General features: G+C 64.4%; 33 protein-coding genes, 1 tRNA gene and 1 pseudogene. 12 read left to right on the top strand and 23 right to left on the bottom strand.

From position 1 onward, the window contains the following. Positions 1-46: 46 nt before the first annotated feature. Entirely contained in the window at positions 47-502 is a 456-nt protein-coding gene (locus GIY56_RS06220; RefSeq protein ID WP_154763963.1) for a universal stress protein, read from the bottom strand. A gap of 152 nt (positions 503-654) precedes the next feature. On the opposite strand from GIY56_RS06220, the gene GIY56_RS06215 reads away from it, so the two are divergent. After that, positions 655-1,398, top strand: a complete 744-nt coding sequence (locus GIY56_RS06215) for a sugar transferase (protein ID WP_328288461.1) — start codon at positions 655-657, stop codon at positions 1,396-1,398. On the opposite strand, the gene truA is transcribed toward GIY56_RS06215, so the two are convergent. The 9 genes from truA to tsaD all read right to left on the bottom strand — a co-directional run bounded on the left by truA (position 1,395) and on the right by tsaD (position 8,533). After that, entirely contained in the window at positions 1,395-2,174 is a 780-nt protein-coding gene (gene truA, locus GIY56_RS06210) for a tRNA pseudouridine(38-40) synthase TruA (protein WP_154763962.1), read from the bottom strand. The two genes, GIY56_RS06215 and truA, sit on opposite strands and share 4 nt — an antisense overlap. A 6-nt stretch (positions 2,175-2,180) precedes the next feature. Continuing rightward, positions 2,181-3,137, bottom strand: coding sequence for a 5-bromo-4-chloroindolyl phosphate hydrolysis family protein (locus tag GIY56_RS06205; protein ID WP_154763961.1), 957 nt, complete (start codon positions 3,135-3,137; stop codon positions 2,181-2,183). A gap of 157 nt (positions 3,138-3,294) precedes the next feature. Further along, positions 3,295-4,278, bottom strand: coding sequence for a tetraacyldisaccharide 4'-kinase (gene lpxK, locus GIY56_RS06200; protein WP_154763960.1), 984 nt, complete (start codon positions 4,276-4,278; stop codon positions 3,295-3,297). Next, positions 4,275-5,438 carry a 3-deoxy-D-manno-octulosonic acid transferase gene (locus tag GIY56_RS06195; RefSeq protein WP_154763959.1) on the bottom strand — a complete coding sequence of 388 codons (1,164 nt, stop codon included), beginning with the start codon at positions 5,436-5,438 and terminating at the stop codon, positions 4,275-4,277. Before GIY56_RS06195 ends, lpxK begins: the two co-directional genes overlap by 4 nt. Positions 5,439-5,461: 23 nt before the next feature. Beyond that, positions 5,462-5,713 (bottom strand): DUF4170 domain-containing protein, encoded by a 252-nt coding sequence (locus GIY56_RS06190; RefSeq protein WP_154763958.1) that lies wholly within the window; start codon positions 5,711-5,713, stop codon positions 5,462-5,464. 126 nt (positions 5,714-5,839) lie between these two features. Then, the gene (locus GIY56_RS06185) at positions 5,840-6,253 is read right to left on the bottom strand and encodes an EVE domain-containing protein (RefSeq protein WP_154764398.1); all 414 of its coding nucleotides are present in this window, start codon (positions 6,251-6,253) and stop codon (positions 5,840-5,842) included. Beyond that, entirely contained in the window at positions 6,253-6,525 is a 273-nt protein-coding gene (locus tag GIY56_RS06180; protein WP_154763957.1) for a YciI family protein, read from the bottom strand. The genes GIY56_RS06185 and GIY56_RS06180 overlap by 1 nt, the downstream gene beginning before the upstream one ends. Further along, on the bottom strand, positions 6,525-7,466 hold the full coding sequence (locus tag GIY56_RS06175; RefSeq protein WP_154763956.1) for an NAD(P)H-dependent glycerol-3-phosphate dehydrogenase: 942 nt from the start codon (positions 7,464-7,466) through the stop codon (positions 6,525-6,527). The genes GIY56_RS06180 and GIY56_RS06175 overlap by 1 nt, the downstream gene beginning before the upstream one ends. Beyond that, the gene (gene tsaD / locus GIY56_RS06170) at positions 7,463-8,533 is read right to left on the bottom strand and encodes a tRNA (adenosine(37)-N6)-threonylcarbamoyltransferase complex transferase subunit TsaD (RefSeq protein ID WP_154763955.1); all 1,071 of its coding nucleotides are present in this window, start codon (positions 8,531-8,533) and stop codon (positions 7,463-7,465) included. Before tsaD ends, GIY56_RS06175 begins: the two co-directional genes overlap by 4 nt. A gap of 65 nt (positions 8,534-8,598) precedes the next feature. Here tsaD and GIY56_RS06165 point away from each other — a divergent pair, with 65 nt between their 5' ends. From GIY56_RS06165 to GIY56_RS06145, 5 genes are all read left to right on the top strand, one after another. Next, positions 8,599-9,261 carry a uroporphyrinogen-III synthase gene (locus GIY56_RS06165; protein WP_230312339.1) on the top strand — a complete coding sequence of 221 codons (663 nt, stop codon included), beginning with the start codon at positions 8,599-8,601 and terminating at the stop codon, positions 9,259-9,261. 89 nt (positions 9,262-9,350) lie between these two features. Continuing rightward, positions 9,351-10,706: a COG4223 family protein gene (locus GIY56_RS06160; RefSeq protein WP_154763953.1), complete on the top strand. Its 1,356-nt coding sequence runs from the start codon at positions 9,351-9,353 to the stop codon at positions 10,704-10,706. Positions 10,707-10,716: 10 nt separating this feature from the next. Further along, the gene (locus GIY56_RS06155) at positions 10,717-12,429 is read left to right on the top strand and encodes a heme biosynthesis protein HemY (RefSeq protein WP_154763952.1); all 1,713 of its coding nucleotides are present in this window, start codon (positions 10,717-10,719) and stop codon (positions 12,427-12,429) included. 88 nt (positions 12,430-12,517) lie between these two features. After that, positions 12,518-12,593, top strand: a tRNA-Thr gene (locus GIY56_RS06150). Positions 12,594-13,227: 634 nt separating this feature from the next. Beyond that, positions 13,228-13,437: a hypothetical protein gene (locus GIY56_RS06145; protein ID WP_154763951.1), complete on the top strand. Its 210-nt coding sequence runs from the start codon at positions 13,228-13,230 to the stop codon at positions 13,435-13,437. A 90-nt stretch (positions 13,438-13,527) separates the two neighbouring features. On the opposite strand, the gene GIY56_RS06140 is transcribed toward GIY56_RS06145, so the two are convergent. The 9 genes from GIY56_RS06140 to GIY56_RS06100 all read right to left on the bottom strand — a co-directional run bounded on the left by GIY56_RS06140 (position 13,528) and on the right by GIY56_RS06100 (position 19,529). After that, positions 13,528-13,812: a hypothetical protein gene (locus GIY56_RS06140; RefSeq protein WP_154763950.1), complete on the bottom strand. Its 285-nt coding sequence runs from the start codon at positions 13,810-13,812 to the stop codon at positions 13,528-13,530. A gap of 199 nt (positions 13,813-14,011) precedes the next feature. Beyond that, positions 14,012-14,383 carry an HNH endonuclease gene (locus tag GIY56_RS18925; RefSeq protein ID WP_154764397.1) on the bottom strand — a complete coding sequence of 124 codons (372 nt, stop codon included), beginning with the start codon at positions 14,381-14,383 and terminating at the stop codon, positions 14,012-14,014. Positions 14,384-14,503: 120 nt separating this feature from the next. Next, a complete protein-coding gene (locus tag GIY56_RS06130; RefSeq protein ID WP_154763949.1) occupies positions 14,504-15,823 on the bottom strand; it encodes a DUF927 domain-containing protein in 1,320 nt (439 codons plus the stop codon). A gap of 1 nt (position 15,824) precedes the next feature. Then, complete coding sequence (locus GIY56_RS18730) at positions 15,825-17,381, bottom strand: DUF927 domain-containing protein (RefSeq protein ID WP_154763948.1); 1,557 nt, start codon at positions 17,379-17,381, stop codon at positions 15,825-15,827. 4 nt (positions 17,382-17,385) lie between these two features. Next, entirely contained in the window at positions 17,386-17,661 is a 276-nt protein-coding gene (locus tag GIY56_RS06120) for a hypothetical protein (protein WP_154763947.1), read from the bottom strand. Positions 17,662-17,808: 147 nt separating this feature from the next. Then, positions 17,809-18,483, bottom strand: coding sequence for a hypothetical protein (locus tag GIY56_RS06115; RefSeq protein WP_154763946.1), 675 nt, complete (start codon positions 18,481-18,483; stop codon positions 17,809-17,811). Between the two features lie 319 nt (positions 18,484-18,802). Continuing rightward, a complete protein-coding gene (locus tag GIY56_RS06110; RefSeq protein ID WP_154763945.1) occupies positions 18,803-19,099 on the bottom strand; it encodes a hypothetical protein in 297 nt (98 codons plus the stop codon). Continuing rightward, positions 19,096-19,371, bottom strand: coding sequence for a hypothetical protein (locus GIY56_RS06105; RefSeq protein ID WP_154763944.1), 276 nt, complete (start codon positions 19,369-19,371; stop codon positions 19,096-19,098). Before GIY56_RS06105 ends, GIY56_RS06110 begins: the two co-directional genes overlap by 4 nt. Beyond that, positions 19,368-19,529, bottom strand: coding sequence for a hypothetical protein (locus tag GIY56_RS06100; RefSeq protein WP_230312337.1), 162 nt, complete (start codon positions 19,527-19,529; stop codon positions 19,368-19,370). The genes GIY56_RS06105 and GIY56_RS06100 overlap by 4 nt, the downstream gene beginning before the upstream one ends. A 118-nt stretch (positions 19,530-19,647) precedes the next feature. Here GIY56_RS06100 and GIY56_RS06095 point away from each other — a divergent pair, with 118 nt between their 5' ends. The 6 genes from GIY56_RS06095 (at position 19,648) to GIY56_RS06070 (ending at position 22,183) form a co-directional block, all read left to right on the top strand. Then, on the top strand, positions 19,648-19,872 hold the full coding sequence (locus GIY56_RS06095; RefSeq protein ID WP_154763942.1) for a helix-turn-helix domain-containing protein: 225 nt from the start codon (positions 19,648-19,650) through the stop codon (positions 19,870-19,872). Next, entirely contained in the window at positions 19,869-20,120 is a 252-nt protein-coding gene (locus GIY56_RS06090; protein ID WP_154763941.1) for a hypothetical protein, read from the top strand. Before GIY56_RS06095 ends, GIY56_RS06090 begins: the two co-directional genes overlap by 4 nt. A gap of 11 nt (positions 20,121-20,131) precedes the next feature. Beyond that, entirely contained in the window at positions 20,132-20,410 is a 279-nt protein-coding gene (locus GIY56_RS06085; RefSeq protein ID WP_154763940.1) for a hypothetical protein, read from the top strand. Between the two features lie 43 nt (positions 20,411-20,453). Continuing rightward, positions 20,454-21,266 carry a DUF4145 domain-containing protein gene (locus GIY56_RS06080; protein ID WP_154763939.1) on the top strand — a complete coding sequence of 271 codons (813 nt, stop codon included), beginning with the start codon at positions 20,454-20,456 and terminating at the stop codon, positions 21,264-21,266. Next, positions 21,267-21,536 carry a hypothetical protein gene (locus tag GIY56_RS06075; RefSeq protein WP_154763938.1) on the top strand — a complete coding sequence of 90 codons (270 nt, stop codon included), beginning with the start codon at positions 21,267-21,269 and terminating at the stop codon, positions 21,534-21,536. A gap of 125 nt (positions 21,537-21,661) precedes the next feature. After that, positions 21,662-22,183, top strand: a complete 522-nt coding sequence (locus GIY56_RS06070; protein ID WP_154763937.1) for a hypothetical protein — start codon at positions 21,662-21,664, stop codon at positions 22,181-22,183. Here GIY56_RS06070 and GIY56_RS06065 read toward each other — a convergent pair. The 4 genes and pseudogenes from GIY56_RS06065 to GIY56_RS18355 all read right to left on the bottom strand — a co-directional run. Continuing rightward, the gene (locus tag GIY56_RS06065; RefSeq protein ID WP_154763936.1) at positions 22,169-22,675 is read right to left on the bottom strand and encodes a type II toxin-antitoxin system VapC family toxin; all 507 of its coding nucleotides are present in this window, start codon (positions 22,673-22,675) and stop codon (positions 22,169-22,171) included. The genes GIY56_RS06070 and GIY56_RS06065 overlap by 15 nt on opposite strands. Next, complete coding sequence (locus GIY56_RS06060; RefSeq protein WP_154763935.1) at positions 22,672-23,412, bottom strand: hypothetical protein; 741 nt, start codon at positions 23,410-23,412, stop codon at positions 22,672-22,674. Before GIY56_RS06060 ends, GIY56_RS06065 begins: the two co-directional genes overlap by 4 nt. 32 nt (positions 23,413-23,444) lie before the next feature. Next, positions 23,445-24,233: a hypothetical protein gene (locus GIY56_RS06055; RefSeq protein ID WP_154763934.1), complete on the bottom strand. Its 789-nt coding sequence runs from the start codon at positions 24,231-24,233 to the stop codon at positions 23,445-23,447. Then, positions 24,230-25,499 (bottom strand): annotated as a pseudogene (locus GIY56_RS18355) (hypothetical protein); the annotation flags it as partial. The gene GIY56_RS06055 and the pseudogene GIY56_RS18355, both read right to left, overlap by 4 nt.

The raw sequence follows: 25,499 nt of genomic DNA, 5'->3' as shown, positions 1-25,499 counted from the left end.
TGGGATATGGCGACGGCAGGCCCTCGGGTCAAGCGGGACCGGCAAGTCAGGTGATGGCTTCCAGCCGTTCCTTGGAAATGTCGGCGGGCACGATGGTGATCGGGCAGGGCAGGGTCGCGGCCTCTCGCAGCAGGCGCGACAGCAGCGGGTTCTGGGCGCCCTTGTCGGGGTTCAGGCCGATGGCGACGATGCCGACCCCGGGGTCCTCGGCCAGATAGGCCAGCAGCTGTTCGGCCGGGTCGCCCTCGCGGATGACCAGCTCCGGCTCGACTTTCGGGCGCATCCGCATCCATTTGGCGAAGACCTCGAAATGCGCCTCGATCCGTTCATAGGCCTCGGCGCGCATGACCTCGGCCACGCCGAAGCCGTGCTGGATCTCGTTGGGCGGGATCACCGCCAGCACCGTCACCGCGCCGCCGGAATTCGATGCCCGCATGGCGGCAAAGCGCATCGCGTTCAGGCATTCCCGGCTGTCGTCCAGCATCACAAGAAACTTCCGCATCCCCCGCCTTCACATTGCCTTGACCGGGGCAGACAGTGGCCCCTTTGCCATGGTCGCGCAAGTCATTCGGCGGATTGCCGCAAGCCCGGTTTCCATGCTTCGGTCTATATGCTACCGCGCTTCAAGGAACGAGTTGTTGCAGGGCAGGCATTGTGACGATCCACCACGATTGGGACAAGACCGGTTCGGCCCGCCTTGCCGCGCCGAAGATGGCTTGGTTCGTGGTCGATGGTCATGCCCCCATCAGCAAGCCCTCGCCCCGGCGCAAGCGGCTGTTCGACGTGGCGCTTGCGCTGGTCCTGCTGCTGCCCTTGTCGATCGTGATGGCGGTCGTGGCGGCCTTGATGCTGGTCCAGCAGGGCCGCCCCATCTTCTATTCGGCCGAGCGGATGCGGGCGCCGGGCCAGCCCTTCCGGCAGCTGAAGTTCCGCACCATGATCCCCGAGAACGAGGATTTCGGCGCGACCGGCGCCCACAAGCACTGGCGCATCACGCCCCTGGGCCATTTCCTGCGCCGCACGCGCATCGACGAATTGCCGCAGCTGTTCAACATCCTCAAGGGCGACATGAGCTTCGTGGGTCCGCGCCCGCCCTTGCGCGAATACGTCGAACGCTTCCCGGCGGTCTATTCGCAGGTGCTGAAAAGCCGCCCCGGCGTGACCGGCCTTGCCACCCTGATCTATCACCGCCACGAGGACCGCATCCTTGCCCGCTGCAAGAGCGCCGAGGCGACGGAACGCGCCTATTACCGCCGCTGCCTGCCCGCGAAGCTGAAGATCGACCTGATCTATCAGCGCCACCGCGACTTTCGGCTGGATCTGTGGATCATGTGGAACACGTTGAAGATCGTGCTGGGCTACAAGGACGAACGCCCGCGCAGGCGGGGCCGCCACTAGGCGCCGAACGGATCCTGCGGGTATCCCACGCCGCACAGGTAAAGGCCATGCGGCGGGCAGACAGGCCCGCAGGCCGCGCGGTTGCGCGCAGCCAGCGCATCGGCCACCCGGTCCGGCGGCCATGATCCCGCGCCCACCCGTTCCAGCGTGCCGACGATCGACCGGACCTGGTTGTGCAGGAACGACCGTGCCCGCAGGTGGAAACGGTATTCGCGGCCATGGGGAATGGCGGTTTCCTCGATGGCGATCTCGTCCAGGGTCTTGACCGGACTGGCCGACTGGCAGATGGAGGACCGGAAGGTCGTGAAGTCGTGCAGCCCCACCAGATGCGCCGCCGCCTTTCGCATCGCCTCCGCGTCCAGGGGGTTCAGCACCTGCCAGACCAGCCCGCGGTCATGCGTCGCGGGCGCGCGGCGGGCCTGCAGGCGGAACAGATAGCGCCGTTCGGTGGCAGAAAACCGGGCGTGGAAATCGTCCGGCACGCGGGCCGCAATCAGCACGGACACCGGCGCGGGTTTCAGGTGGAAATTCAGCGCCTCGGCCAGGCGGAACGGATCCCAATCGCGCGCCAGATCGGCATGGGCGACCTGGGCCGTGGCATGGACCCCCGCATCGGTCCGGCCCGCAGCGGCGATCCGCGCGCCTGCCGCAAAGCCGGGATCCAGCCGGGCCAGCGCCGATTCAATCGCGCCCTGGACCGAGGGCTGGTCGGCCTGGGCCTGCCATCCGGCAAAGGGACGCCCGTCGTATTCGATCTTCAACGCGAAACGCGGCATCAGGGATCAGCGCGCCTTGTCCCGGTCGGGGGTCAGCAGGCCGTCCAGGAAACGGGCCGTCTCGGTCGTTGGCGCCTCCAGCTGCGCGGGTTCGCTGGCCCGCACGCCTTCGCGCGCCAGACGTTCGCGCAGGACCGAGATCTCGATGTCCAGATCGGACTTGTCGCCTTCCAGCAGGCGGCGGGACTTGGCGTTGAAATCCTGTTCCAGATCGTCCAGGAACGCCTCGTAAGAGGCCCGTGTCGCGGGATCCGGGATCTGGCGATACAGGTCCGCGAACTTCACCGAGGCATCCCGCGCACCCGTCAGATAGACGCCCAGATAGCGCCGCGCCGCCGACAGGTCGCCCGGATTGCTGCGGACACGGTCGAACAGATCCTCGACCGTCGCGGCGAAACGGTCCACGCGGGCGTCCAGCCAGCGGTCGCCCAGGCGGCGGATCGCATCGCGCATCTGGGCCAGATGGGTTTCGGCCTCGTCGATCATCTTCTGGGCGCGTTCCCCCTGGAAGCTGTCGGTCCCCGCGATGCCCTTGTCGCGCATCGGATCGGTCCCGAAGGCCAGCCAGTGCAGCACCAGGCCGGTGACGCCCATCACGCCCGCGCCCGCCAGGCTGCCGGGTTCGGCCACGCCCAGGCCAAGCCCGAGACCCGTCAGGACGCTGCCGAACAGCTTGCGCGGGATCGCCGGGCGGCGGGCGACGCGGCGCACCTCGTAGGCGGCCTCGGCGGCCAGGCCCTCGCCCGTCATCCACATGGCGCTGGCGATCACGCCGAAGGCGGCCAGGCTTGCGGCCATGCCCGCCGGATCCTGGAAGAACGCGCCGAACAGGAACGGCACCGCCGCCATGGTGACGTATTTCGGGCGCCCGGCCAGCCGGTGCCGGATCGGCGCGGCGGGCGCGGGGTTCAGGTTGTCCTGCTGCATCCCGGGCGAGAAGCGCCCGCCAAAGCGTTTCGCCATGCCCTTACCCCGCCCCGAACGAGGCGTAGAGCGTCACCAGAACCAGCAGATAGAAGCCGAGCCTTTGGATGGCGTTCCGCGACATGCCTGTCCTTTCCTTTTGGGCCATCGCGGCCCGTCCGTTTCTATATCGGGATTGCCGCGCGGATTGCAAAGATCAGCCGCGCGGAAACAGCCGGTCCAGCGCCTGGTCCAGGGGCGCGGGGTCGTCCAGGGCCAGCCGCACGGGCAGGGTCATCACCTTGGGCCGGAAGGACCGGGGCAGGCGGGCCGCGTCCTTTTCGGTGGTGACAAGCTGCGCGCCCGTCAGCCGCGATTCCGTGTCCAGCCGGGTCAGCAGGGCGGGGGTGAAGGGCTGGTGATCCTCCAGCGCCTCGGCGCGCACCAGGTCGGCGCCAAGAGCTGCCAGTGTGGCGAAGAACTTTTCCGGGTGGCCGATGCCCGCAAAGGCCAGGACGCGGTGGCCCCGCCAGTCCATGCCCATTTGCAAGGGCATCAAGGCCCCGCGCAGATGCGGCGGACCTGGGGGGGCAGTGAAACACGCCTGTGCGTCGGGGGGGCCGATGGACAGCAGCAGGTCGGCGCGGGCCAGGCCTGCCGCCATGGGTTCGCGCAAGGGTCCGGCGGGGATGCACAACCCGTTGCCGAAACCCTTGGCGGCATCGACCACGACCAGCGACAGGTCGTGGGCCAGGGACGGATCCTGGAAGCCGTCGTCCAGGATGATCGCCTCCGCGCCATCCGCCACCGCCGCGCGCGCGCCCGCCAGCCGGTCCTTGGCGACCCAGACCGGGCCGAAGGCCGCCATCAGCAGCGGCTCGTCCCCTGTCAGGGCGGCGTCATGGCGGGCTTCGATCACCCGCAAGGGACCGTCCGCGCTGCCGCCGTAACCGCGGGACACCACATGCGCCGCGATGCCGCGTGCCTGCAGCGCCTGTTGCAGGTGGATCACCGTGGGCGTCTTGCCGGTGCCCCCGGCGTTGAGGTTGCCCACGCAGATCACCGGCACGCCGGCCCGCGCCCGCGCGCCCTGCGCCAGCCTGCGGGCGGTGGCGCGGGCGTAAGCCGCGCCCAGCGGCGACAGCAGGCGCGCCGTCAGGCTGGGCGGGCGCCGATACCAGAAGGCGGGGGCGCGTTTCATGGCTTGGCCTTTCCGATGGCGTCCAGCACGGGCGCGCAGATCCGCATGGTCACGTCCGCGCCGCCGGTGCTGACGGTCCAGGCGTTGCTGGCCAGTGTCGCGATCAGGTCGGGTTGGGACAGTTCGGCGATGGCCGCGGCCAGGCCCTCGGCGTCGGCCACCTGCCGCGCCGCGCCTGCGCCGCCAAGCTGCTGCCATTCGGTGGCGAAGCGTTGCGTCATGGGACCATGGACGATGGCGGACCCCAGGGCCGCAGGCTCGAACGGGTGGCGGGCGGCGGCATCGTCGCCCCCCAGGGTGCCGCCCAGATAGGTGACGGGGGCCAGGCGATACCACAGCCCCATCTCGGTCGGGCCGTCGGTCAGCATGACGTGAACCTCGTCGGTCGGATCCTCGTCCCGAGACCGGCGGGCGACGGTCAGGCCGCTCGCCTCGATTTCCTCGGCCAGGGGGTCGATGCGGTCGGGGTCGCGGGGGGCCAGGAACAGCAGCGCCCGGTGGGACTGGGCCAGGGCCGCGTGATGGGCGGCAAGCACGGCCGCTTCCTCGTCGGGGGGGACGGATGCCGCAAGCCAGGCGTGGCGGCCGCGCAGAAGCTGGGCCATGACGCTGCGCTCGGCCTCGGAACAGGGCAGGGGGTCGCGGATTTCGGCCACCGGGCCGGTCATGGCGACGCAGCCGCGGTCGGCGCCCATGCGCAACGCGGTGGCATGGCTGGCAGGGTCCGTGACCAGCACCGCCCGCATGGAACGCAGCAATTCGCGCCGGGCAAGGGCGCGGAGCGTCCAGCCCGCATCCTCGGGCGCAAGGCGCGCCTCGGCCAGGATGACGGGCAGGTCATGGCGGCTGGCGGCGTCGATCAGCCCGGGCGGCAGGTCCGAGCCGAACAGCAGAAGCGCCGCCGGGCCTGCCCGGATCAGCGCCTCGGCAGCGGAAGGGGAGGGATCGCCCAGTTCCAGGATGCGCAGGTCCGGCCGCGCGCGCATCAGGCGGCGCTGGACCTGCGAAAAGGCCACGCGCGCGTCGGGCGACACATGGACCAGCAGCAGCGGACCCGCGCCCTGCGGAATGTCGGGCACGGGCGCGCCATCCTGCCCCGCGGCCTGGCGAAGCTGCCACCAAAGGCCAAGCCGCCCGATGCCGAAACCCCCCTTGCCCATGCCGTTTCCCTGGTCGCGGGCAATCAGCCCTTGGCCCCCAGCTCCTCGGTCGGGCTGGCGGCGGCTTCCTCGTCGCGCAGGCGGTGCAGGTGGGCGATGAAATAGCGCGTGTGGGCGCTGTCCACGGTCCGCTGCGCCTCGGCCTTCCAGGCGTCATGGGCGGATTGGTAGTTGGGGAAGATGCCGACGATGTGGATGTTGTCGGTGTCGCGGAACTGGGTGCCCTGCGGGTCGGTCAACTCTCCGCCGAAGACAAGGTGCAGGCGTTGGCTCATGGGGGGGGGTTCCTGTGGTTGTGCTGCGCGCTCTAACGTGGCAGCGCGAGGGTGAGGCGGCAAGGCCGGGGGACTTCACGTCCCCCGGACCCCCTGTGGGATACTTGGGCAAAGGTGAATAATCGGTCACAGACCGGCCAGTTTCCGGATCGCGGCCCATTCGGCGTCGGTTACAGGCTGCACCGACAGGCGCGAGTTGTTGACCAGCACCATGTCCTTCAACGCAGGTTCCTGTTTCGCCTGGTCCAGCGTGACGGGGCGCGGCAGGGGTTTCACGGCCCTGATGTCCACGCAGTCCCATTTCGGATCGTCCGCGGTGCTGTCGGGATGGGCCTCGGCCACGACCTCGACGATGCCCACGGCCTCTTTGCCGATGTTGGAATGGTAGAACAGGCCCAGGTCGCCCGTCTTCATGGCGCGCATGAAGTTGCGCGCCTGATAGTTGCGCACCCCGTCCCATTCCTCGCCCGCCTCGCCGCGCGCGACCAGGTCGTCCCAGCCGAAGACATCGGGTTCGGACTTGAACAGCCAGTAGGCCATCAGCCGATCACCTTTTTCCATTCGATGACCTGGGTGCTGTCGAACAGTCCGGCGGCCTTGTAGGGATCGCCCGCCGCCCAGTCCTGCGCGGCGGCCAGGTCATCCGCCTCCAGGATCAGCAGGGATCCGCGCATCTCTCCGCCGTCGATCAGGGGACCGGCCATGCGGACGATGCCGCTGTCGCGGACATAGGCCAGATGCGCCTCGCGCGTGTCGAGGCGGGTTTGCAGGGCGCCGGGCTTGTCCCGGCAGATCACGGCGAAGAGTGGCATCATTCCTCCTTCAGGGGGCGGGTCATCAGGTGAAGGGCTGCGTCGTCCACGGTCATGCGGCCCTCGGTCAGGCGGGCGACCATGGCGGCGATGGGCATGTCCTGGCCCAATCGGCGGGCAAGGGCGGCGACGGCGCGGGCGGTGGCCGCGCCTTCCACGGTGGTCGTGGCGTCGAAGGGCTGGCGCGCGCCGAGCGCCTGGCCATAGCGGAAGTTGCGCGACTGCGCGGACGTGCAGGTCAGCGTCAGGTCGCCCAGGCCCGACAGGCCGGTCAGGGTTTCGGGGCGCGCGCCAAGATGGGTGGCAAGGCGGGTCATTTCGGCAAAGCCGCGGGTGATGATAGCCGCGCGCGCGCTGTCGCCCAGGCCCGCGCCGATGGCCACGCCCGCGGCGATGGCGATCACGTTCTTCAGCGCGCCGCCCAGTTCGGCGCCGGTCACGTCGGTGGTGCGGTAAAGCCGCAGGACGGGCGTGGACAGGTCGTGCTGCAGGGCGCGGCTCGCATCGGCATCGGCGCAGGCCAGCGTCAGGGCGGTGGGCAACCCGCGCGCGATGTCGGCGGCGAAGGAGGGGCCGGTGAGGACAGCGATCGTCGCCCGGGGGCAGGCCTCGGACAGAAGCACGGAGGGGCCGGTCAGATGGGACAGGTCGATGCCCTTGGCGGTGCTGACCAGGCGCTTGCCGTCCAGCAGGGGGGCATGATCGGCCAGGAACCCGCCAAGCGCCTGCGCGGGCAGGGCCAGCAGCAGGGTGTCGGCCCCGGTCGCCGTAGCCAAGTCGTCGGTGATGCGGATTGTCGGGGGCAGCGTCACGCCGGGCAGGCGAGGATTGTCGCGGCCCCAGCCGATGTCCCGCGCCCACAGCGTCACCGGCCCGTTCGCCGATAGCGCCACCGCCAGCGCCGTGCCGAAGGCGCCCGCGCCCAGGATCGCGACCGTCATGCCTTGGCCCCCCTCTTGCCGCTGCCCAGCATCGGCGCGGCGTCCCGGTCCAGCGGCCAGCGGGGGCGGGCAGCGAGATCCATGCCGTCGCGATGGCCCAGGGCAAAGCGTTCGGCCCCGGCCCAAGCGATCATCGCGCCGTTATCGGTGCACAGCGCCAGGGGCGGGGCCAGGAAGCGCGCGCCTGCGTCTTTGGCGACAGCCTCAAGCGCCGCGCGGACCGTGCGGTTGGCGGCGACCCCACCCGCGACCGCTAGCACCGGGACGGGATGGGCGGCCAGGGCGCGGCGGGATTTCTCGGCCAGGACCTCGGCCACGGCGGCTTGGAAGGCGGCGCAAAGGTCGGCGCGGTCGCCTTGCCGCAAGCCGCCCTGGTCCGCGATCAGCTGGTCGCGCAGCCGCAGCGCGGCGGTTTTCAGGCCCGAGAAGGACATGTCGCAGCCGGGCCGGTCCAGCAGCGGGCGGGGCAGGGCGAAGCGGTCGGGATCGCCGGTCGCGGCCTCGGCTTCCACCGAAGGCCCGCCCGGCTGGGGCAGGGCCAGCAGCTTGGCCAGCTTGTCGAAGGCCTCGCCCGGGGCGTCGTCGATGGTGCCGCCCAGGCGGGTGAAATCCTGCGGCCCGTCCACGCGCAGGAACTGGCAATGCCCGCCCGAGACCAGCAGCATCAGATAGGGAAAGCCGATCCCGTCGGTCAGGCGCGGCGTCAGCGCGTGGCCCGCCAAGTGGTTCACACCGATCAGGGGCAGGCCTGCGCCCGCGGCGATGCCCTTGGCGCACATCACGCCCGCCATCACCCCGCCGATCAGCCCCGGCCCCGCCGTGACCGCCACCGCCGTGACATCGGACAGGGTCACCCCCGCCTGAGACAACGCCTGCTCCACCGCCAGATCCAGCCGCTCCGCATGGGCGCGGGCGGCGATTTCCGGGACCACGCCGCCGAAATCGGCGTGCAGCGCGGTCTGGCCGTGCACCACCGACGCCAGGATCCGCCGGCCGCCCGTCACGAGCGCGGCGGCGGTGTCGTCGCAACTGCTTTCGATGCCAAGGAAAATCTGCTGGTCGTCCATGCTCTTGCCGGGCGGGGGAATGGCGCTTACGCGTTAGGCCCTAGCATCGGTCATGGGGTTTGCCAATGTCCAGTCCCGCGCGGCCCGTCCTGCTGCTGACCCGCCCCCGGGCGGATTCGCGACGGTTCGCGGCGATGCTGCCGGAGTGGCGGGCCGTGATCTCTCCCATCCTGCGGATCGTGGGGGTGGATCATGACGGGGTGGCGTTGCGGGATGCGCCGGGGCTGGTGTTCACCTCGGCCCATGCGGTGGCGGCGGCGGGACCGGGGCAGGGACGGCTGGCGATCTGCGTGGGCGGGCATACGGCACAGGTGGCGCGGGCGGCGGGGTTCGCCGTGCGGACGGGGACCGGATCCGCCGAAGGGCTGCTGCCGCTGATACGGGACGCGGGCGTGCCGTTGATCCATCCGCATGGGCGGCATCTGGCGCGGGAACTGCCGGTGCCCGGGGTGGTCGTTTACGATCAGCAACCCGTGCCGCTGACAAGGGACGCGCAGGCGCTGCTGGCGGGCGATGCGCCTGTGGTGCTGCCGCTGTTTTCGCCGCGCAGCGCGCGGCTGGCGGCGGATGCTGCGCGGGGGGCAAGGGCGGCGCTGTGGCCGGTGGCGATCAGCGAGGCGGCCCGGGCCGCCTGGGACGCGCCTGCCGCCGGTCATGCCGTGGCCGGCAGGCCCGACGCGGCGGCCATGGTTGCGGCCATCCGCAACCTGCCCGTGGCGGAACAATGATGCGCAGGGCGGGTTGAGAAGCGGCCCCGCTCTCATTAGGCTGCGGGCCACACGCAGACATGCGTGGTGCCGCGAGACGGGGACAAGACGTGAAAAAGCCAGACAAGACGAAAAGCTCCAGCCTATCCGAGACTTCGCGGGACACGACGCCCCTGATGCTGAAAAAGGAAGCCGCCGAACCGGGCATCATCGCCCAGACCGACATCGGCGCGGGCGACGGGTCTGCCGCCGCCGCGACGGGGGCCGAGATCAGGCCGGTGGAATCCACCCTGCTGGGCGACGGGACGGACCAGCACCCCCCTGCCGCGCGCAAGCCCGAGACGGGCGGGATCGAGGCGCCAGCCGAGGCGGACAAGGCCGAGGCCGTCAAGGCTGCTGACACCCCGATACATGCGGCGACCCTGGCGGCACGGCCGGATGCCCAGGTCACGCCGCCTGCGCAAAAGGTCACGGTGAAGAAAACCGGCTTCTGGCCCGTGGTCCTGGGCGGCGTGGTCGCGGCGGGCCTTGGATCGGCGGCGACCATCTGGGCGCTGCCGCATCTGCCCGCGGGCTGGCTGCCCCCGCAGCCCGCAGCACAACCTGCCGAGGCGCCGCAGGTCGATGTGGCCGCCATCCGGTCCGAGGCCGTCAGCGCCGCCCGGGCCGCGACCGCCGAACAGATCGACGCGCTGCGGGCCGAGCTTGCCGCCGCGCCGGATCAGCCCGAGGCCCCGGCAGGCCCCTCGGCCGAGGATCTGGCGGCGCTGCGCCAGCAGATCGACCAACAGGCCGCCCAGATCGGGGAATTGTCTGCCCGTCCGCAGATCGCCCCCGAACTCGCCGCCCGCGTGCAGACCCTGGCCGACCAGGCCGACACGCTGGAACAGCAGTTGCAGACCGCCGCCCAGGCCGCGCAGGCCCAGATCAACGCGGCCCAGGCCGAGGCGCAGCAGTTGCAAGAGGCCGCCGCCGAAACCACCCGCCGGGCCGAGGCGGTCGCCGCCATCGCCGCCCTGCAAACCGCGCTGGATCGCGGCGTCACCCCCGATCAGGCGCGCCAGACCCTGGAAGGCGCGGGGATCGAGACGCCCGAGGCGCTGACGCGCGAGGTGCCCAGCCTCGACAGCCTGCAGGCGTCCTTCCCCGAGGCCGCGCGGGCCGCCCTGCGCGCGTCCCTGCAACAGGACAGCGCGGCGGGCAACGGCAGCCTGTTCGGGAACTTCATCCGCGCCCAGACCGGCGCCCGGTCCGTCGAGCCGCGCGAGGGCACGGACCCGGATGCGGTCCTGTCGCGCGCCGACGCCGCCGTCCAGGAAGGCCGCATCGCGGATGCCCTGACCGAAGTCGAGGCGCTGCCTGACGACGCCCGCGCCGCCCCCGCCATGGCCGAATGGCTGACGGGCGCCACGACCTATCGCGACGCGCAGGCGGCCCTGTCCGACCTGTCCGCCCCTTCAAACTGAGGTCCGGGCAATGCTGCTGTCCTTGTTGAAAATCCTGTTCTTCTTTGCCGTCGTCCTGGTCATTTCGCTGGGCGCGGTCCACTTGTCCGAAACCGGGCAGATGCTGCGCGTGGAATACGGGGGCACCGAATACGCCCTGACCCCGGTCAAGGCGGTCGCGGCGCTGCTGGTCCTGATGGTGTTGGCCTGGCTGGTCTTCAAGGCGCTTGGCCTGGCCCTGGCCTTCATCCGCTTCATCGCGGGGGACGAAACCGCCATCGACCGCTATTTCGCCCGCTCGCGCGAGCGCAAGGGCTATGAGGCCTTGGGCGAGGGGATGCTGGCCGTCGCGTCGGGCGAAGGGAAGCTGGCGCAGGACAAGGCGGCGCGGGCCGAGAAATACCTGAACATGCCCCACATCACCAACCTGCTGTCTGCCCAGGCGGCCGAGGTCGCGGGCGACAAGGCCCGCGCGGGCCAGGTGTATCGCACCCTGCTGGAGGACGACCGCACCCGGTTCGTCGGCATTCGCGGGTTGATGCGCCAGAAGATGGACGAGGGCGACACGGCGACCGCGCTGCTTCTGGCGCAAAAGGCCTATGCCCTCAAGCCCAGGCACCGCGAGGTGCAGGACACGCTTCTGGGCCTGGAAATGCGCGAGGGTGACTGGAAGGGCGCGCGGCAGCTGCTGAAGGACAAGCGCCGCCAAGGCGACCTGCCCAAGGACGTGCATATCCGCCGCGACGCCGTTCTGGCCCTGCAAGAGGCCAGCGAGGTCCTGGCGCACGGCAATTCGATCAGCGCGCGCGAGGCCGCGATTTCGGCCAACAAGGCAAGCCCCGACCTGATCCCGGCGGCGGTGCTGGCCGCGCGCAGCTATATCGCGCAAAAGGACTACCGCAACGCCTCGCGCGTCCTGGAAAAGACCTGGTCGGTGCGCCCGCATCCCGACGTGGCCGCGGCTTACGCCGAGATCGTCCCGGACGAGACCCCCGCCGCCCGCCTGGCCCGGTTCAACCGCCTGATCGCCAAAAGCCCCGACCACGAGGAATCGCGCCTGCTCAAGGCCGAACTGCTGCTGGCGGCCGAGGATTTCCCCGGCGCCCGCCGCGCCCTTGGCGATCTGGCGGAAAAGCACCCGACGGTGCGCACCCTGTCCATCATGGCCGCCGTAGAACGGGGCGAGGGCGCGGACGACAGCGTCGTGCGCGGCTATCTGGCGCGCGCGCTGACGGCGTCCCGCGGGCCGCAATGGGTGTGCGACAAGTGCCACAACGTGATGTCCGACTGGGCGCCCGTCTGCGACAGCTGCGGCGGCTTCGACACGCTGACCTGGCGCGAGCCTGACAGCGTCCGCTCCGTCGCGACCGCCACGGGCGCCGAGATGCTGCCGCTGCTGGTCGGCGCGCCCAGGCAAGAGCCTGCGACAGAACCCGCGCCACAGCCGGACGCCCCCGTGCAGCATGGCGCGCCCGAAAAGCCCGCCGGTCCGCCCCCCGTCCGCCGGGTCGAGGTCGCGGATGTCGCCCCCGGCATGGTGCCGCGCGAAAGCGATTACGTCACGGTCGAGCCTGCGCGCACGATCACCACGCCCGAGCCTGCCCCCGCCAGGCCGGAACCCCGGCCCGAACTGGTGATCGTGTCCACCCCTCCGTCGCCTCCGGTCGTGGAACCGGTCCTGGTCCGCCCCGACGTGGCCCCGCCCGAGGACGCCGACTGGACCGAGGGCAGGACCCGGCCCTAGGGATGCGGCACGGAAAGGGCGCAGAAAAAATCCCGCGCCCCCTTTTCCCCCGGCCCGGAAGCTGCTATCCGGCGCGGCACAACCAGATGCCGGTGTAGCTCAGCTGGTAGAGCACGTCATTCGTAATGATGGGGTCGGGGGTTCGAGTCCCTTCACCGGCACCACTAATACAGTGGAAATGTTGAGAAAAATGGCTGTCCTTCGGGGCGGCCTTTTGCTTTGCTGATGTTGTGGAACCATGGCGGAACCATGATAGACCCAGGCTCTATACCGTTCGCTATCACGGAAAGGTGAGGGGAGTGGTGCTTCGAGAAAGCATGCTCCATCCCGGAAGATGCAAGAGAGAGGGTTCTTCGGCCCTATATTATTCTGGTGATTCGTTGTGCTTGCGTCAGGCACGGAGACGCCAAGTTGGCAGCAGCCTTCAGCCCTGAGCTGCGCTCTCTCCGGCCTTCGTTCCCTGGTATTCAAAGTCTCTGTTTGTCGGGCAGCGCATTTTTTGCGGGGAACAAGGGGAACATGGGGAACACCCCTTATTTTACTGAGGAAATCGCTGTTCCCCATGTCGCGAGGGCTTGGGGAACAAGGGGAACAGGGCAGCAAAAGCCCATTCCCAAAATCTCCAATTCGGTCATATCTTGCGCGAAACCCCCCGCACTGGTCCCCGAAAAAGGGGCAAAGTTGACGACCACCCCCCCCCCTTGCATCTGGTGCGGGGTGCATGTCCTGCAGGGTTTCGGTGATTGCGGGTAAGGTGGCCTGCGCTATGGTCATGGCGGCACGAACTACGGAGACGCCATGTTTATCACGCTCAATCGGAATGCAGGCAGAACAACCTTTCCGATCACAATCGCTATCAACCACATCGTTGCTTTCGAGCCATATCTAACTGGCGAGAAGACGACTGTTCATCTGGCCGGGCTGAAAGGCACTGAGGGTCATCAGTTCATCGTTGACGAGACAGTCGATGCAATCCAGCGAATGATCACTAAGGCGCAGCTTCCGTGATCTTACGTTGCATGGTGTGCCATTGCCTGGTGCGCCATGCATAACCAGGGGAAGGCCATCGGCTCACCCACCAAGAGGTCGCCGCGCCCCTCAGCGCGGGGGTGGTGCGTAGCTGAAGTTGCCTTCGCGGTAGTTCAACTTTCCGGCCTCGATGTTGGCCAGCATGTCGCGGAGGACCGTGGCAGTATATTCAGGGCCGAAGTTTGCCACCATCTGAATGGTCCCTGCTTCCATCATCCTCAATGCGGCGAACCATACGGTGGCACCGTGTTCGACTGACTTTTGCAGTGCTTCCATCATCTGTTGATCGATCATGAAGCGTGCAGCCATGTTCGGGTTATCAGAGTGTTCGGTCATCTCATCCTCAATATGCATGCTACCGGCGATGCTGCTTTTAAAGCACCTGATCCACAACTGGCATCCGACCAGAGCGGGCGGACCTTTCAACAATGAGGATTGCTAGTGCCAGTGCAGCGTGACCTTTCGCCCGAGACGGGTATTTTATCGGACAGGATAAACGGTCTCGGTATACGGCTTGCAGCTTGGAAGGCCCTAGAGCCGAAGGCCTCCGCAGTTATTGGTCTTCGCGCCGGTGCCTGCCGAAACCACCTTCAGCGCGGACGTTCTTCCGCGAGTTGCAAGGGCGGCACATGGGCTGCCAGTTAGCTGGGTCCATCCTAAGCGCGTCGTCCCCTTTGAATGCTATACGGTGATCAACGACGGTTGCAGGCTCCCCGCATACTACACAGCGCCGATTTTCCCGTCTGGACAGGAAGAGCTTTGATGCCCTCTCCCAAGCCTTGTCATAGCCCCGCTGGCGGGCACTTGGCCGCTTGGCATCATATGTCTTGTCGCTCGCCCGCTTGCGGGCCTTCTGGCATTCGCATTTTACACCTGCGGGGACGACCTTGCCGCATGAGCAAATTCTGGGAGCTTTGAAGGGCATTTCTATCTCCGGGTAGGTGTTTCTGGTGGGGAACACGGGGAACATGGGGAACAGGTTTGAAAACGTTAGCTAAATCTCTGTTCCCCAAGTTTTCGCGCTTGGGGAACAAGGGGAACAGGCTCAGTCATCTGCCAGGATCGACGATGAGACGACATAGCAGCGTGCAGGCTTCGCAATTCCGGGAAGACGCTGCTTGACCTGAGGCTTGCCGTCACCCCCGGTCAGCATAAATCCGCGCTCGACAAGCACCTTCGCCACGCGGCCCGGATCCATTCCTGCACAGACGTCTTTCCAGGTCTCTGGTAGGAAGATGTATTCTCGCTCACCGTCCTGATGGCGAACAAACCCAGCGCGATTGATGATGCGACTATCGATGGCTTGCTCGGTCCCAGCGTGTGCTTCGCCGTGAATAAGTTCGAAACGACTGGAGCCATGTGCTTCCAGGAAGCGACGCACAGTGGTGAGGGCGTCGCGATCCTCGGCAGCTTCGGTGCCTCCACGTCCGTCAATCCAGGCGCGAAAGCACTTGCGAGCAGCGTCGAACGCATTACCCGATGCCCATGGCAATATGCCGAACTCCAGCGCGAGCTCACCTGCCGCAGCTGCTAGTGCGAAGCGGGCCAGAACACGGGACACCTGACCATCCGCGCCCGAAACAGTATTCTGCTCTTGGAAGGCCTTCATCAGAACTGCGGCGCGTTCGACATTCTTGGTAGGAGCCTCAACCAGCTTCGTCAGGAATGCGATAGAGGCGTGGCCGTAGTTCTTCGAGATTGCCGCCTTGAAATGACGCGCGAACGCATCAGGGCCGGGGAAGCCGTGCAGCACCTCGAAGATGCCCATCCCGGCCCCTGCATCGGCAGTGACGTCGACGATCCGCACCTCCTGTCCCGCCATGGCGCGGCGATTACGGGTGTCCTCTGCGATCTTCTGCGCCAAGCTGATTTCACCCGACGACAAGAACAGGACGCGCCATTCTGATGACTTCCGGGCCTCACCCCCTCGACCAGCGCGGGATTTGCCCCGACCGTTGGACAGCATGTATGCGACTTGGCCGGCCTCGCGAGCGTCGATCTGTCCAATCTCATCGAGGCACAGAAGCGTGTCACAATGCAGGGCGGCAATTCCTTCAAGCCCGTTCGATGTCGCGCGCCACGTGCCGACATAGCCGTTGATGCCGCCACCTCCCCAGACCGATCCTGCCACCTGGAGGGCCGTTGTCTTGCCGGTGCTGGATCCGCCCCGGAAATGGAAGCCGCCACCCTCGACGCTGAGGGGCTGGAGCAGGGGACCGGCGAAGGCAGCGGAGAGCGCAAGCATTAGCCGGCTGTTGCCCACGGCGTTCTTGCCTACTTCGGCCTGCCATGTCTGCAAGGTTCCGGCGCAGCGATACGGATTGTCGAGCGGGACGGCGCTCTGAAAGATCACGCGTTCGTTCATGTCAGAAGGTTCCGATGGTTTGAGAAGGGAGGACAAAGGCGCCGCCGCTCCACCCGATACGGGATACGCAACGCATCTTCTGTTCGGGCTGGGCAGAACCGATGTATTCGAGCAGCGCTTGCCGGGCATCTCTGGCCTGTGATGGGACAAGGCCAAGCGAATAGAGCCGATCACGAATGGCGCTGCCGTCGCCCGCCATCAGCGCCATCGGCATCGCCCAGCGCTTGCGCCGGCCGTCGCGGTCTACCACATCAAGGAGCCGACCCCATTCTTCGCCATCCGCATCACGCGTTTCCGCCAAGACATGCAGTTCTGAACAGATCGGCACCCACTTGGTGATGATCCTGCCGGTTTCCTTGTCCATCTTGTCGCTGCGCTTCCAGACACCGTTCTTTGTGACCTTGAACGGCCAATCTGAGGTCGGCTTTTCCGGTGCAGCATCTTCGTCCGTCAGTTCGTCATCGTCATCAGGTGAGGTGTCCGGTTCAGTGTCCTGAGGTTGGGCGGCACCGGCGGGCTCCGGATGGGGCCGCAGTCCCGCCTCGTGCGCATAGTCTCGGACAGCGCTGGTGAAATCCCCGCCCTTCTCATGATGGACATACAGATCAAAGGCATCGCCGAAGCGGTGACCATCCGGCGTGGCCCGACCGATCCCGGCGGCCGCATCGCTCGCTGACAAGCTTACCCAGTAGTCGCCGAAGTTCTTGGTGGCATAGCTCCCTGACGTCTGCATGGGGCTGCGCCAGTCCGGAGACTGCCCCGCCTGACTATATCTGTAGCGGGCAAGAAGGTCGGCGACATTGTGGCTCTGGTTGAAGTGATCAACCGGGCTGATGTCGGATCCCTGGGCACCAAGGACTGGACGACGCTCGCGCTCTTTCCGCGCGAATTTCTGCGCAGCCTCTAACCGGGCGCGGTTCTCCTCACGGCGGATGATAACGGGATTATCCGGCGTCAGGGCAACGGCCTGGCCACGATGCATATGGAATTCGTAATGCTGTCCCTTGTTCGGGAGATAGACCAACTGACCAGGGCGACCGAGGGCACGATCTGGTATCAGCGCGCCATCGCTTGCTGTTTCCAGAAGGTCATAGAAGGCGGCCAACGTATCAGGGTAATCTGAGCCAGGGATGGTGTCCCTCAGCGGGACAAGCGCGCGCCATTTTCTATTTTCCTCAGTCGCGGAACGCGAGGAATAGATGATGCAATGGCTATCTGGCAGGACTGCATGGACTGCTCCAAAGATATCGCTCAGCGGGAGATTATTCTGATCGACATCAAGCGGCAGCCAGAAGAAATTCCCCTTTAGGCGCTGCGCTTCATGGGAGCGGGCATCGGAGGCAGAATAAGTGCTCGGAATGAACCAGCGTGCTTTCTCCTTCGGAGCAGAAGGCGGGTTCTTCACCATTCCGAGTATCTGCTTCCCAGTGATTTGCTCATATGGCTGCCCTGCCTGCGATGATGGGTTCGGGCGCCCATCGGTCAGGGTGGCAATATGGGTATCGCTCTGGCCGTAGCCGCTGGCGAAGCCGAGGATGGTTTCGGCACGAGCGTTCATCGCTTCATTCCTCCGAGGTCGAAGTGCGCAGATCCCCGAGCTTTTCCACGGCCCATTCGTCGAGGGAGGTGCGCGGGTAGAGCGGAGTGCGGTTGATCTTCTGAAAGGCAGGGCCGCCGCCCCTAGTCGCCATCGTGGCCAGGGTCGAAGGTGCTAACGAGATGCCGTGCGCCAACTCCAGATACTGGCTGGCTTCATCGCGGCGCAGGCGCGGCTTGCGCAAGGCAGGTGGCAGAGTGAGCACCTCCGATCCCGCAAGCGGGTTATTCTGCTCGATCATCGTCTTTACTTCCTTAGGGCGTCGCTTGTGGGCGTTTGCTTGATGCCCCTATATTCGGGCGAGCGAATGAAAATCCAAAGCCGAGTTTTTGGTTATCCACATAAACCGAAAAGGGCTTCGGAAATAAAATATGGCAAACGCCCGCTTTTATTCGAACCCACCACGATGACCTCCATTGATGCAGACGCTCGCCGCGACAAAGAAGCTATAGTCAATGCGGGTTGATCTGGCCCAGGTAGCATTTAGGCCGATAAGCTCACGAGAAGGATTGTCTGGGACAGAGACTTCTTCGATATTCGGCGTTGCGAAACTCAGTCTCACCCATTGGTTCCCGTCATCGAGCATTACCGTGGCAGAGGCAAAAGCTAGATCGGGCACTACCTCGTCTATCGTGACAGTCATATTGGTGACGCCGATCCACTCGCCCGCATCGTCAATAAGCACATCGTCTCGATAAGGCTCGTCCACCAGCAAGCTAGCCAGGAGAAAGCCGAAGTCCTCGCAGAAGTCTTTGATGGACCAATGAGCGAGTTCATCGTGGACGTCCACGATACCATCATGTTCCAGTTCTGCTTTCGGCTGCAGCTTAGCGCCTCTTAGGAGCTCGACCGCGTGAGGCGCGTTCACCGCATCCCCCGCTCCTGCAAGGCCCAGGATCAAATCGGCTACATCGGTCTGATGCATTTCGGGTGCGCCTCTGCCACGCTTTCCCTTCGGAAGCACGCCTGCGTCACGGAGCACCCGTGCATAATTGGTGATCGTCGCAACGGATCGCGTGTCGTGTTTTGCGATGAGTTCGATGATTGCTGGTAACTTCGCCATGTGATGTGCCTCGTCTCTCATTGTGAGTAAAGCACACAAAAACGCCCTGTGCAAGTATTTTGAGTAAAACTCACAAAGGCCGCGCTGCCAAACCCGTCACCGTATCGGATTTATCGTGCAGGCACGATAGGGCAGTCATGTGAAGCGATCTGACTGCCTGATCCGGAGCTGCCGATTGTCTGTTTTTTGACCTTCTGCAGAGTTCCGGTCGATCCAGCGCCAGGCTTGCGCGTTGCTATCGCAGACGGCCAGCACGTCGCCGCCTGCGGTCTGCACCTCGTGTTTACCATCTGGTCGAGATACCACCCGCAACGCTGCCTCACGCATCGGTTGCCACCTGCACGGCTGACCATTCGGCTAGTGCGTGATCGATGCAGAGACGTGCCAGCTTGAGACGAGCAGCGTTCACTTCTGCATACTTGGGCTCGCGGCGGCGCTTTCTGGCGCCCGTCACCAACCTACCTGCGAACAGCAACAGGTCGTCGGCGGGGATTAGTGGCACAAGTTCGGCCAGGGCATTATCTGCAGGGGCCATGATGACGCTGTGACTGTCGAGGACAAACGGGGCGCCGGGGATGTGGAGCACCCGGCCATCGGTAAGGCGAACGCTGCTCATGCCTTGCCTCCCATTCCCATGCCGGCACGGAAGGCGGTGACGCGGTCCTGCCCCTCTTTTAGCATCCGCTCCACTTCGGCCTCGCAGCCAAGGCGGCGGGCCAAGATCAGCAGGGCACCGCCAGCAACGCCCAGATGCTCGTGCAAAGCATCCAGCGCCTCGCCCACGTCGCGGAAGCTGGTCCGATCGGTGCTGTCGATCAGGCGGCGGCCAGTTAGGGCAATAGAGGAGGCGCTGGCAATCAGTTCGGGATTGGTCGGTTCCTTGCTCATACCGCTACCTCCCCCATCAGGCGGCGCATGTCGCGCAGGGCGTGACGCAGATAACCGCGAGCTTCCGGCATCTGCCAGCGCCGGGGATGGTCGCCTTCGGTGGCGTCCAACGCCAACACAAGGCAGTCGTGGATTTCGTAAAGGGTTGCAGTAGGCAAGCCGGTAGTGGCTGCCGAAACGCAGTCGCGTGGCATTGCGGGGTCTCCCGATATGAGGTATCAACGAAAAACATTGATACCTGCACGGCGACATGCCGTCAACGAAAAACGTTGATTTATGACACCAGCACAGTCGCGGGCTGCCCGGGGCCTCATATCAATAACCCAGGCTGAGCTTGCAAAGGCAGCAGGCCTTGGCCAATCAACTGTCATCGACTTCGAAAAGGAGCGGCGCGTGGTGTCCCCTCAAGCGATTGACGCCATTCGTGCTGCCCTGGAAGCTGCGGGGGTTGAGTTCATCCCCGAGAACGGCGGCGGGGCTGGGGTGAGGCTTCGGAAGTGAACAACACCAAGCGTATCAAGGAACTGCGCCGCGCCCGTGAGCGGATGAAGCGGCAGCTGGAAACCTGCCCAGAGGAATTCAAGGTGGTGAACGCCTGCATGCTCATCATCCTGCAAGAGCATATGGTTGAGGTTCTAGGCACCATCGAGGAACATGTTGAGCTGGCAAATCTACGGAAGGCAATGAAGCCGGAATGGCTGGAAGTGCTTCCTCAGGTTCGTGCTATGGCTCCGCCTATCCCGGTTTGAAGGAGCAGGACATGACAGACGACACGCCGAACATCATTCATTCTGGCAAGAGCCAGTCGTTCATCGTGGACGGCTATCGCTTCGATATCCAGATTTATCGTGGTGAGGATGAAGCCGAGTGGCTGCTGGAGGTCGTGGATAGCGAGGGCTCCAGTCATGTCTGGGATGATCGGTTCGCTAGTGACAAAGACGCCCGCGACGCTGCTCTACAGGCGCTTGAGAAAGAAGGTGCGCTAGGGTTCATGCGGGGTGAGGATCGAGCCAACGTCGTGCCGTTCAGGCCGAGATAGGACTAAAGAATGGCGGCAGGGATGGGAGTGAGATTGGAGCAAAATGACTGAGGAAGCCTTGGGCACCATAATCAAGGCCCACTGCGGACGCTGCGGCGGGGAGCGAAATTGCGAAGTCAAAGGCTTTCATGAAGACAGCGGTTCCGACGACGGCGGCCAATTTCACTGGAACACCAACTGGTATCTGTTGGTTTGTTGCGGCTGTGATTTTACCTTTGCACAAACCGTTTATACTGATTCAGAGAGCTATCACGATTACTTTGATCACAATGACGATCATGTCCAAGAAAGCATAAAGACGGTGGACCTTTGGCCTGCGAAGGCTAGGCGGCAACTTCCCGACTGGTTCGACCGTTACCGAGTGGAAGGCACGCATCTTTTCCAGAATATACCCCTCAACACTGCGATGAATGAACTTTACCGCGCGCTGGACGCCGATCTTTTGGTTCTCTCGTCTATTGGTATCCGAACAGCGTTCGATGCTGCATCCGAGGCATTGGGGATCCAGCCCGGATTGCCGTTCGAAGACAAACTGACCTCGCTTACGGACAGCGGGAAAATTCGCCCCTCAGAGCGAGCGAAGCTACAGGTGCTTGTTGATGCCGGGAGCGCGGCGGCACATCGCGGCTGGCGGCCAGACGCCGATCAGATCAGTCTGCAAATGGATATCTTGGAAGAGTTTATCTTCAACTCGATGGTTCTTCCTGCGCGACAGAAGAAAAGAGAGGATCTTGTCGCCACGTTGAAAGAGGCGGTGCCCCCAAAGCAAGTGCGCCCAAAGAAAAAGAAAAAGGAAGGAAAATCCGCCCCCAGCCCTTCTGCGCCCCCAGCGAACGACAAGAGTGAGGAAGAGTGAATGGCAATTATCGGCAAAGTGGTGCGGATTGAGCGGGTCAAACCACGTGGAGGAAAACAGGAGCACCCTTGGCACACAGCGCAGGGCTACTGCTTGGGCGACCCGCGCCACGGCAATGAGAAGCACCACGAACGGAACGCTGTCTACGTGCAGACACTGGATGAAGCAGCTGATCTAGTTGCGAAGGGTTATTCCCTCAGGATGACTGGCCTTGGCAAGGTTCCATCGCTCATCTCTCCGGCAGGTCTGCGCGTCGTGAGAGCAACATGATGCGTCCACACTGATCTGGGACAACTTTGAATGCCTATTGGAAATCGCTTAAGGAATTTCTTCAGGCAGCATATGGGGCACTACTTGGCCTCCAGAAGGGCATATAAGCGCGGAGGGAATAGGTGATGCAGGACGTTCCCGCATGGCTTCCGCTGCTCGTTTCCGGTCTGTCACTTGTGGTATCTGCATTCATTGCAGGATGGACCGTGTATAAGGATGTGGTTCGCAAGCCTAGATTTCGAGTTTCGATAGGCGTGAAGAATATCTACCAGGGCAGCACAACGATAGGGCCAGATATCTGGATCGAAGCGCTGAACCTAGGCCCATCTCCGAACCGCATCGGCGTTCCATTTGGTCGGCCATCGTGGATCAAAAGAACATTCCTCAGACGGATGGGCTTCTTCATCGGCTATGACCACTCCCATGCAGGCGCTTCAGCAAAGGGCCAACGCGTTGAAGTGGGGGATATGGCCGCTTTCGTTCTGCCTCTGTCGAGCGACTTTGTTGATGCTGATTTTGCGCAAATCGGAGTGAGCGATGGTTTTGGCAACCTGCACTGGTGCAAGAAGTCAAACGTCCGGGCAGCAAAGACAGCCATTCGTGAGGCAAGAAGAAAAGCAGCCGAGCAAGGGTTACGGGCGGAATAGATCGCCTTGTTGGTCCTCTGGGGGCAATGGTAAATCAAAGCCTCCATACACTTTCAAGCCAGGGCCAGCGTCTTTTGCAACGTCGCTGTCGAAGGAATAAATCGCCTCGGCGCCCGCCACACGCGCAATGGCGATAATCTGGTAGTCGAACTTCGCCTTCTGCTTGCCCTGCGCAAGCGGCCTGGGTGCGCTGCTCATCTGTGCGGAGTGTTCAATGGCGGCGCGCACGTCAAAGTCAGCAACCACAAAGTGCCGAGATTTCCCGATGGTATTGAGCCATTCCGGGGCAGCCTCGCCCGCCATTACCAACACTTCAGCCAAGGCAGGTGTCGGTATAACAATCTTGGCCGAACTTGCCGCCAGTTCGGCAATCAGGTGATTCACCCGATCATAGCAGCGTTCAAGCGGCTTCCCCGTCTCTGGGTTGATCGGGGCCTTTGCGTCTTTCTCGAACAGGAAGACCAGAACAGATGCATCAAGGGCAACAATCAATGCGTCTCTCCGCCGCCATTCCGCTCGGCCAGAAGCGATGCCACAGGGTCCGGCACCTCACCCCACTTACTACCCCTGACGGCACGTAGACGGGCAACGACATCGCCAAGCGGCGCATCGTCCAGAACCTCAAAGTCATTGATGCGGAAAGCCGACAGCCGCCAGGCCCCACTGGCCTCGCGGAACCACGTGCCTATACCATGCACACGGATGACGCCGCCAAGATAATGGTGCGCCAATCGCCGGGCTGTTTCTTCATTTGCGGTTAGGCCAGTCAGAACTGTGTCACCATCGCGCAGATGCACGGGAATTGTGTCGTCCTTTCCGCCCACGCGCACCACCTGGCCGCTCAAGCTGCCCTCTTGCTTGATCGGCCCAAAGACAGGGGGCAGCTTCTTGTCGATGCCCGGAAACGGGATCACCACGCGGTCGCTGCTGTCGCGCAAACTGCCGGTTGCGTTGTCCTTCCGCAACATCTCGTCAAGCGTCTCGACCGCCTTGGCTATGTCCTTCGGCGGAGCAGGGCTGTTTGCGGCTTCGACGCGATCCGCGACACGAACTTGCGCAGGCGAATCAATCGTGGCGTGAAGCGCAACACACCCCTCGGTCACTTCCTTGAAATGGACGTTCGCTTTCTCGCCCAGAAGCTGGGCCAAGGCTTGCAGATACTCGCCCAGCCGATCCATGGGGATCGTCTCAGGGTCATAGCTGCCCTCAATGTGAAAGCTGTATTCCATTACAGACCGTCCAAGGTTCAGACTGAAGATAGTCAATCGCCACGTCTGTGGCGAGAGTCCATTGCATCACACTCAGGTCGATAGCCATTCTGGCAGCGGGGTTCCTCTGGAGGGATCAACCGGTTCCCCACCACGTCTTCAGGCCAGCGATGAACAACAGAACTTCTCATCTCAGGTTTCTGGAATATAGCCAGCTGAACATATCCCCCGATGTTGCTAGTGCAGCCCTGGTCGGTTGGGCTCTGCTCCGAAGCACGAGCACCAGCTACAATGCGAACCATGTGGTCCAATGGTCCATCGCGTTCATGCTGATCATCATCGAAGATACCAAATTGCTCCATCACTTGGGCGTCGATCCCGGTGGAAACAATCAATGCGCCGGGCGGGACAAAATGTGGCTCGAACGCGGCGAGGCGACGCTCCTCTCCAGTCGCACTGTTGGTGCTGCCCTTCTCGTAAGTCGTCATCCGCAAGCCAGCATAGCACTGCTGTGCCTGAGACCAGCCTACGGCCATGATATTCGAGATCGTTTCACCGCCTACGGCCAAGCCAAGGTGCAGCATGTCCTCATGTGTAGCCCGTGCCAGTCGCGGTAGATCATCAACGAATTCGTCGAAGTCTCGCACCTTCGGGTTTTTGTTCATGATCATGAGATGGCCAAAGCCGCCAGCGCCTGTAACCCCAAACATGGTTTCATATTCTGGCGCGAGATGAAGCTTCGAGACATAGCCACCCACGCATCCCGTGAGAGGCTCCGTCCATACACCATCCCCTGCCAGTGCCGCGAAATTGTCACCCAACCGAAGAACGACGACGCTCACAATGTAGCTCCTTTGCACTGAAATTCGATTTCGCTACCTGCTTCACCGCCCGGCACCAGACCACCCTGCATGAAGCCGCGAGTGCCGCGATGCAACATGTCGAGAGGACCGACGCCTATGCGGTCCACTGCGTCCTTTGAGAAGACATACTCACCCCCATGCACCACGCCCGCCACACGATCCTTTGGGCCCGCTCCCGTGTAACCACCTGAAGCAAAGCCCAGCGCGCCGCCGACAATGCTGGCGAGGCCACCCATGCCGGGAAGTTGCATCATGCCTTTGATGAACTGCATCTTGGCAATTTCCATCAGCAACTGACCCACGGCTTCCTTGGCCGACATGGATCCGTCGAAGATCGAGCCGAACAGATCGGACAATGCGTCCTTGCCTGCCTGGCTGCGCTCCTTGATCAGGTCCAGCTTGTCCGCCGCGCCCTCGGCTTTCAGCCCGGCCTGCACGTAAGCCTCGGCCAGCCTGTCGATCTCGGCTTCCAGTTCCGGGGTGATCTTCTTTCCGTCCTGTTGAGCCGCGTGCAGCAGTTCGGCCTTGGCGCGGGCGAACTCCAGGGCATCGCCGTATTCCTTGCCGGACGCCGCCACGGCGATCAGAACCGCCGCTTCGGCCTGCAGGGCTGCCGTGCGGTCGCGGATGCCCTCGGCCTCCTTGGCGAACTCATCGACCGCTGCCTTCCCGCCGCCACCGCTCTTTCTGCCTTTCGATCCGCCGCCACCCTTGCCAGCGGCGCTGCGGGCCGCGCTGCCTGCCAGAGAGGCCACGGCAAGGTCATTGGCCTGCTGGTCGGTCAGCGTGGCTCCTGCGGCCCCTGCGCGCCGCCTAACAGCCTCGATCTCCTGTTGCAGTCGAAGCTGTTCCGCCGATGCGCCGTTGCGGGCCTCCTCGGCCGCCGTGAAGCCTTCCAGAGCCTCGCGCTGCGCTTCCATGCTGTCCATGCTGGCAGCCTCGGCCGCGTGCCGGTCCCGCATGGCCTGCGTGGCTTTCTGGTCCGGTGCCGTGCCTGCCGCCCGCGCGATGGCCGCGCCCATGCTGTTCGCCAGACTGGTGACAGAGGCAATCACGCCACCTAGGCGGCCAAGCTGCGAGACCACGTTATCGAAACTCTGGCGGTCCCCTTCTTCCAAGGCCGCGAACGCATCGTGCGCCGCTGTCTGGATCTCACCCAGCTTGATCGCGAAATCGGAGTAATGAGCGAAAGTTGGTGATGCCCTGAGGGGCGGCATATCATGGCGGTGTTCACGCGCCGTCAAT

This window comes from Paracoccus lichenicola (assembly GCF_009708075.1).
In the GTDB taxonomy this organism is placed as follows: Bacteria; Pseudomonadota; Alphaproteobacteria; order Rhodobacterales; family Rhodobacteraceae; genus Paracoccus; species Paracoccus lichenicola.
This window is presented reverse-complemented; position numbering and strand designations above follow the sequence as displayed.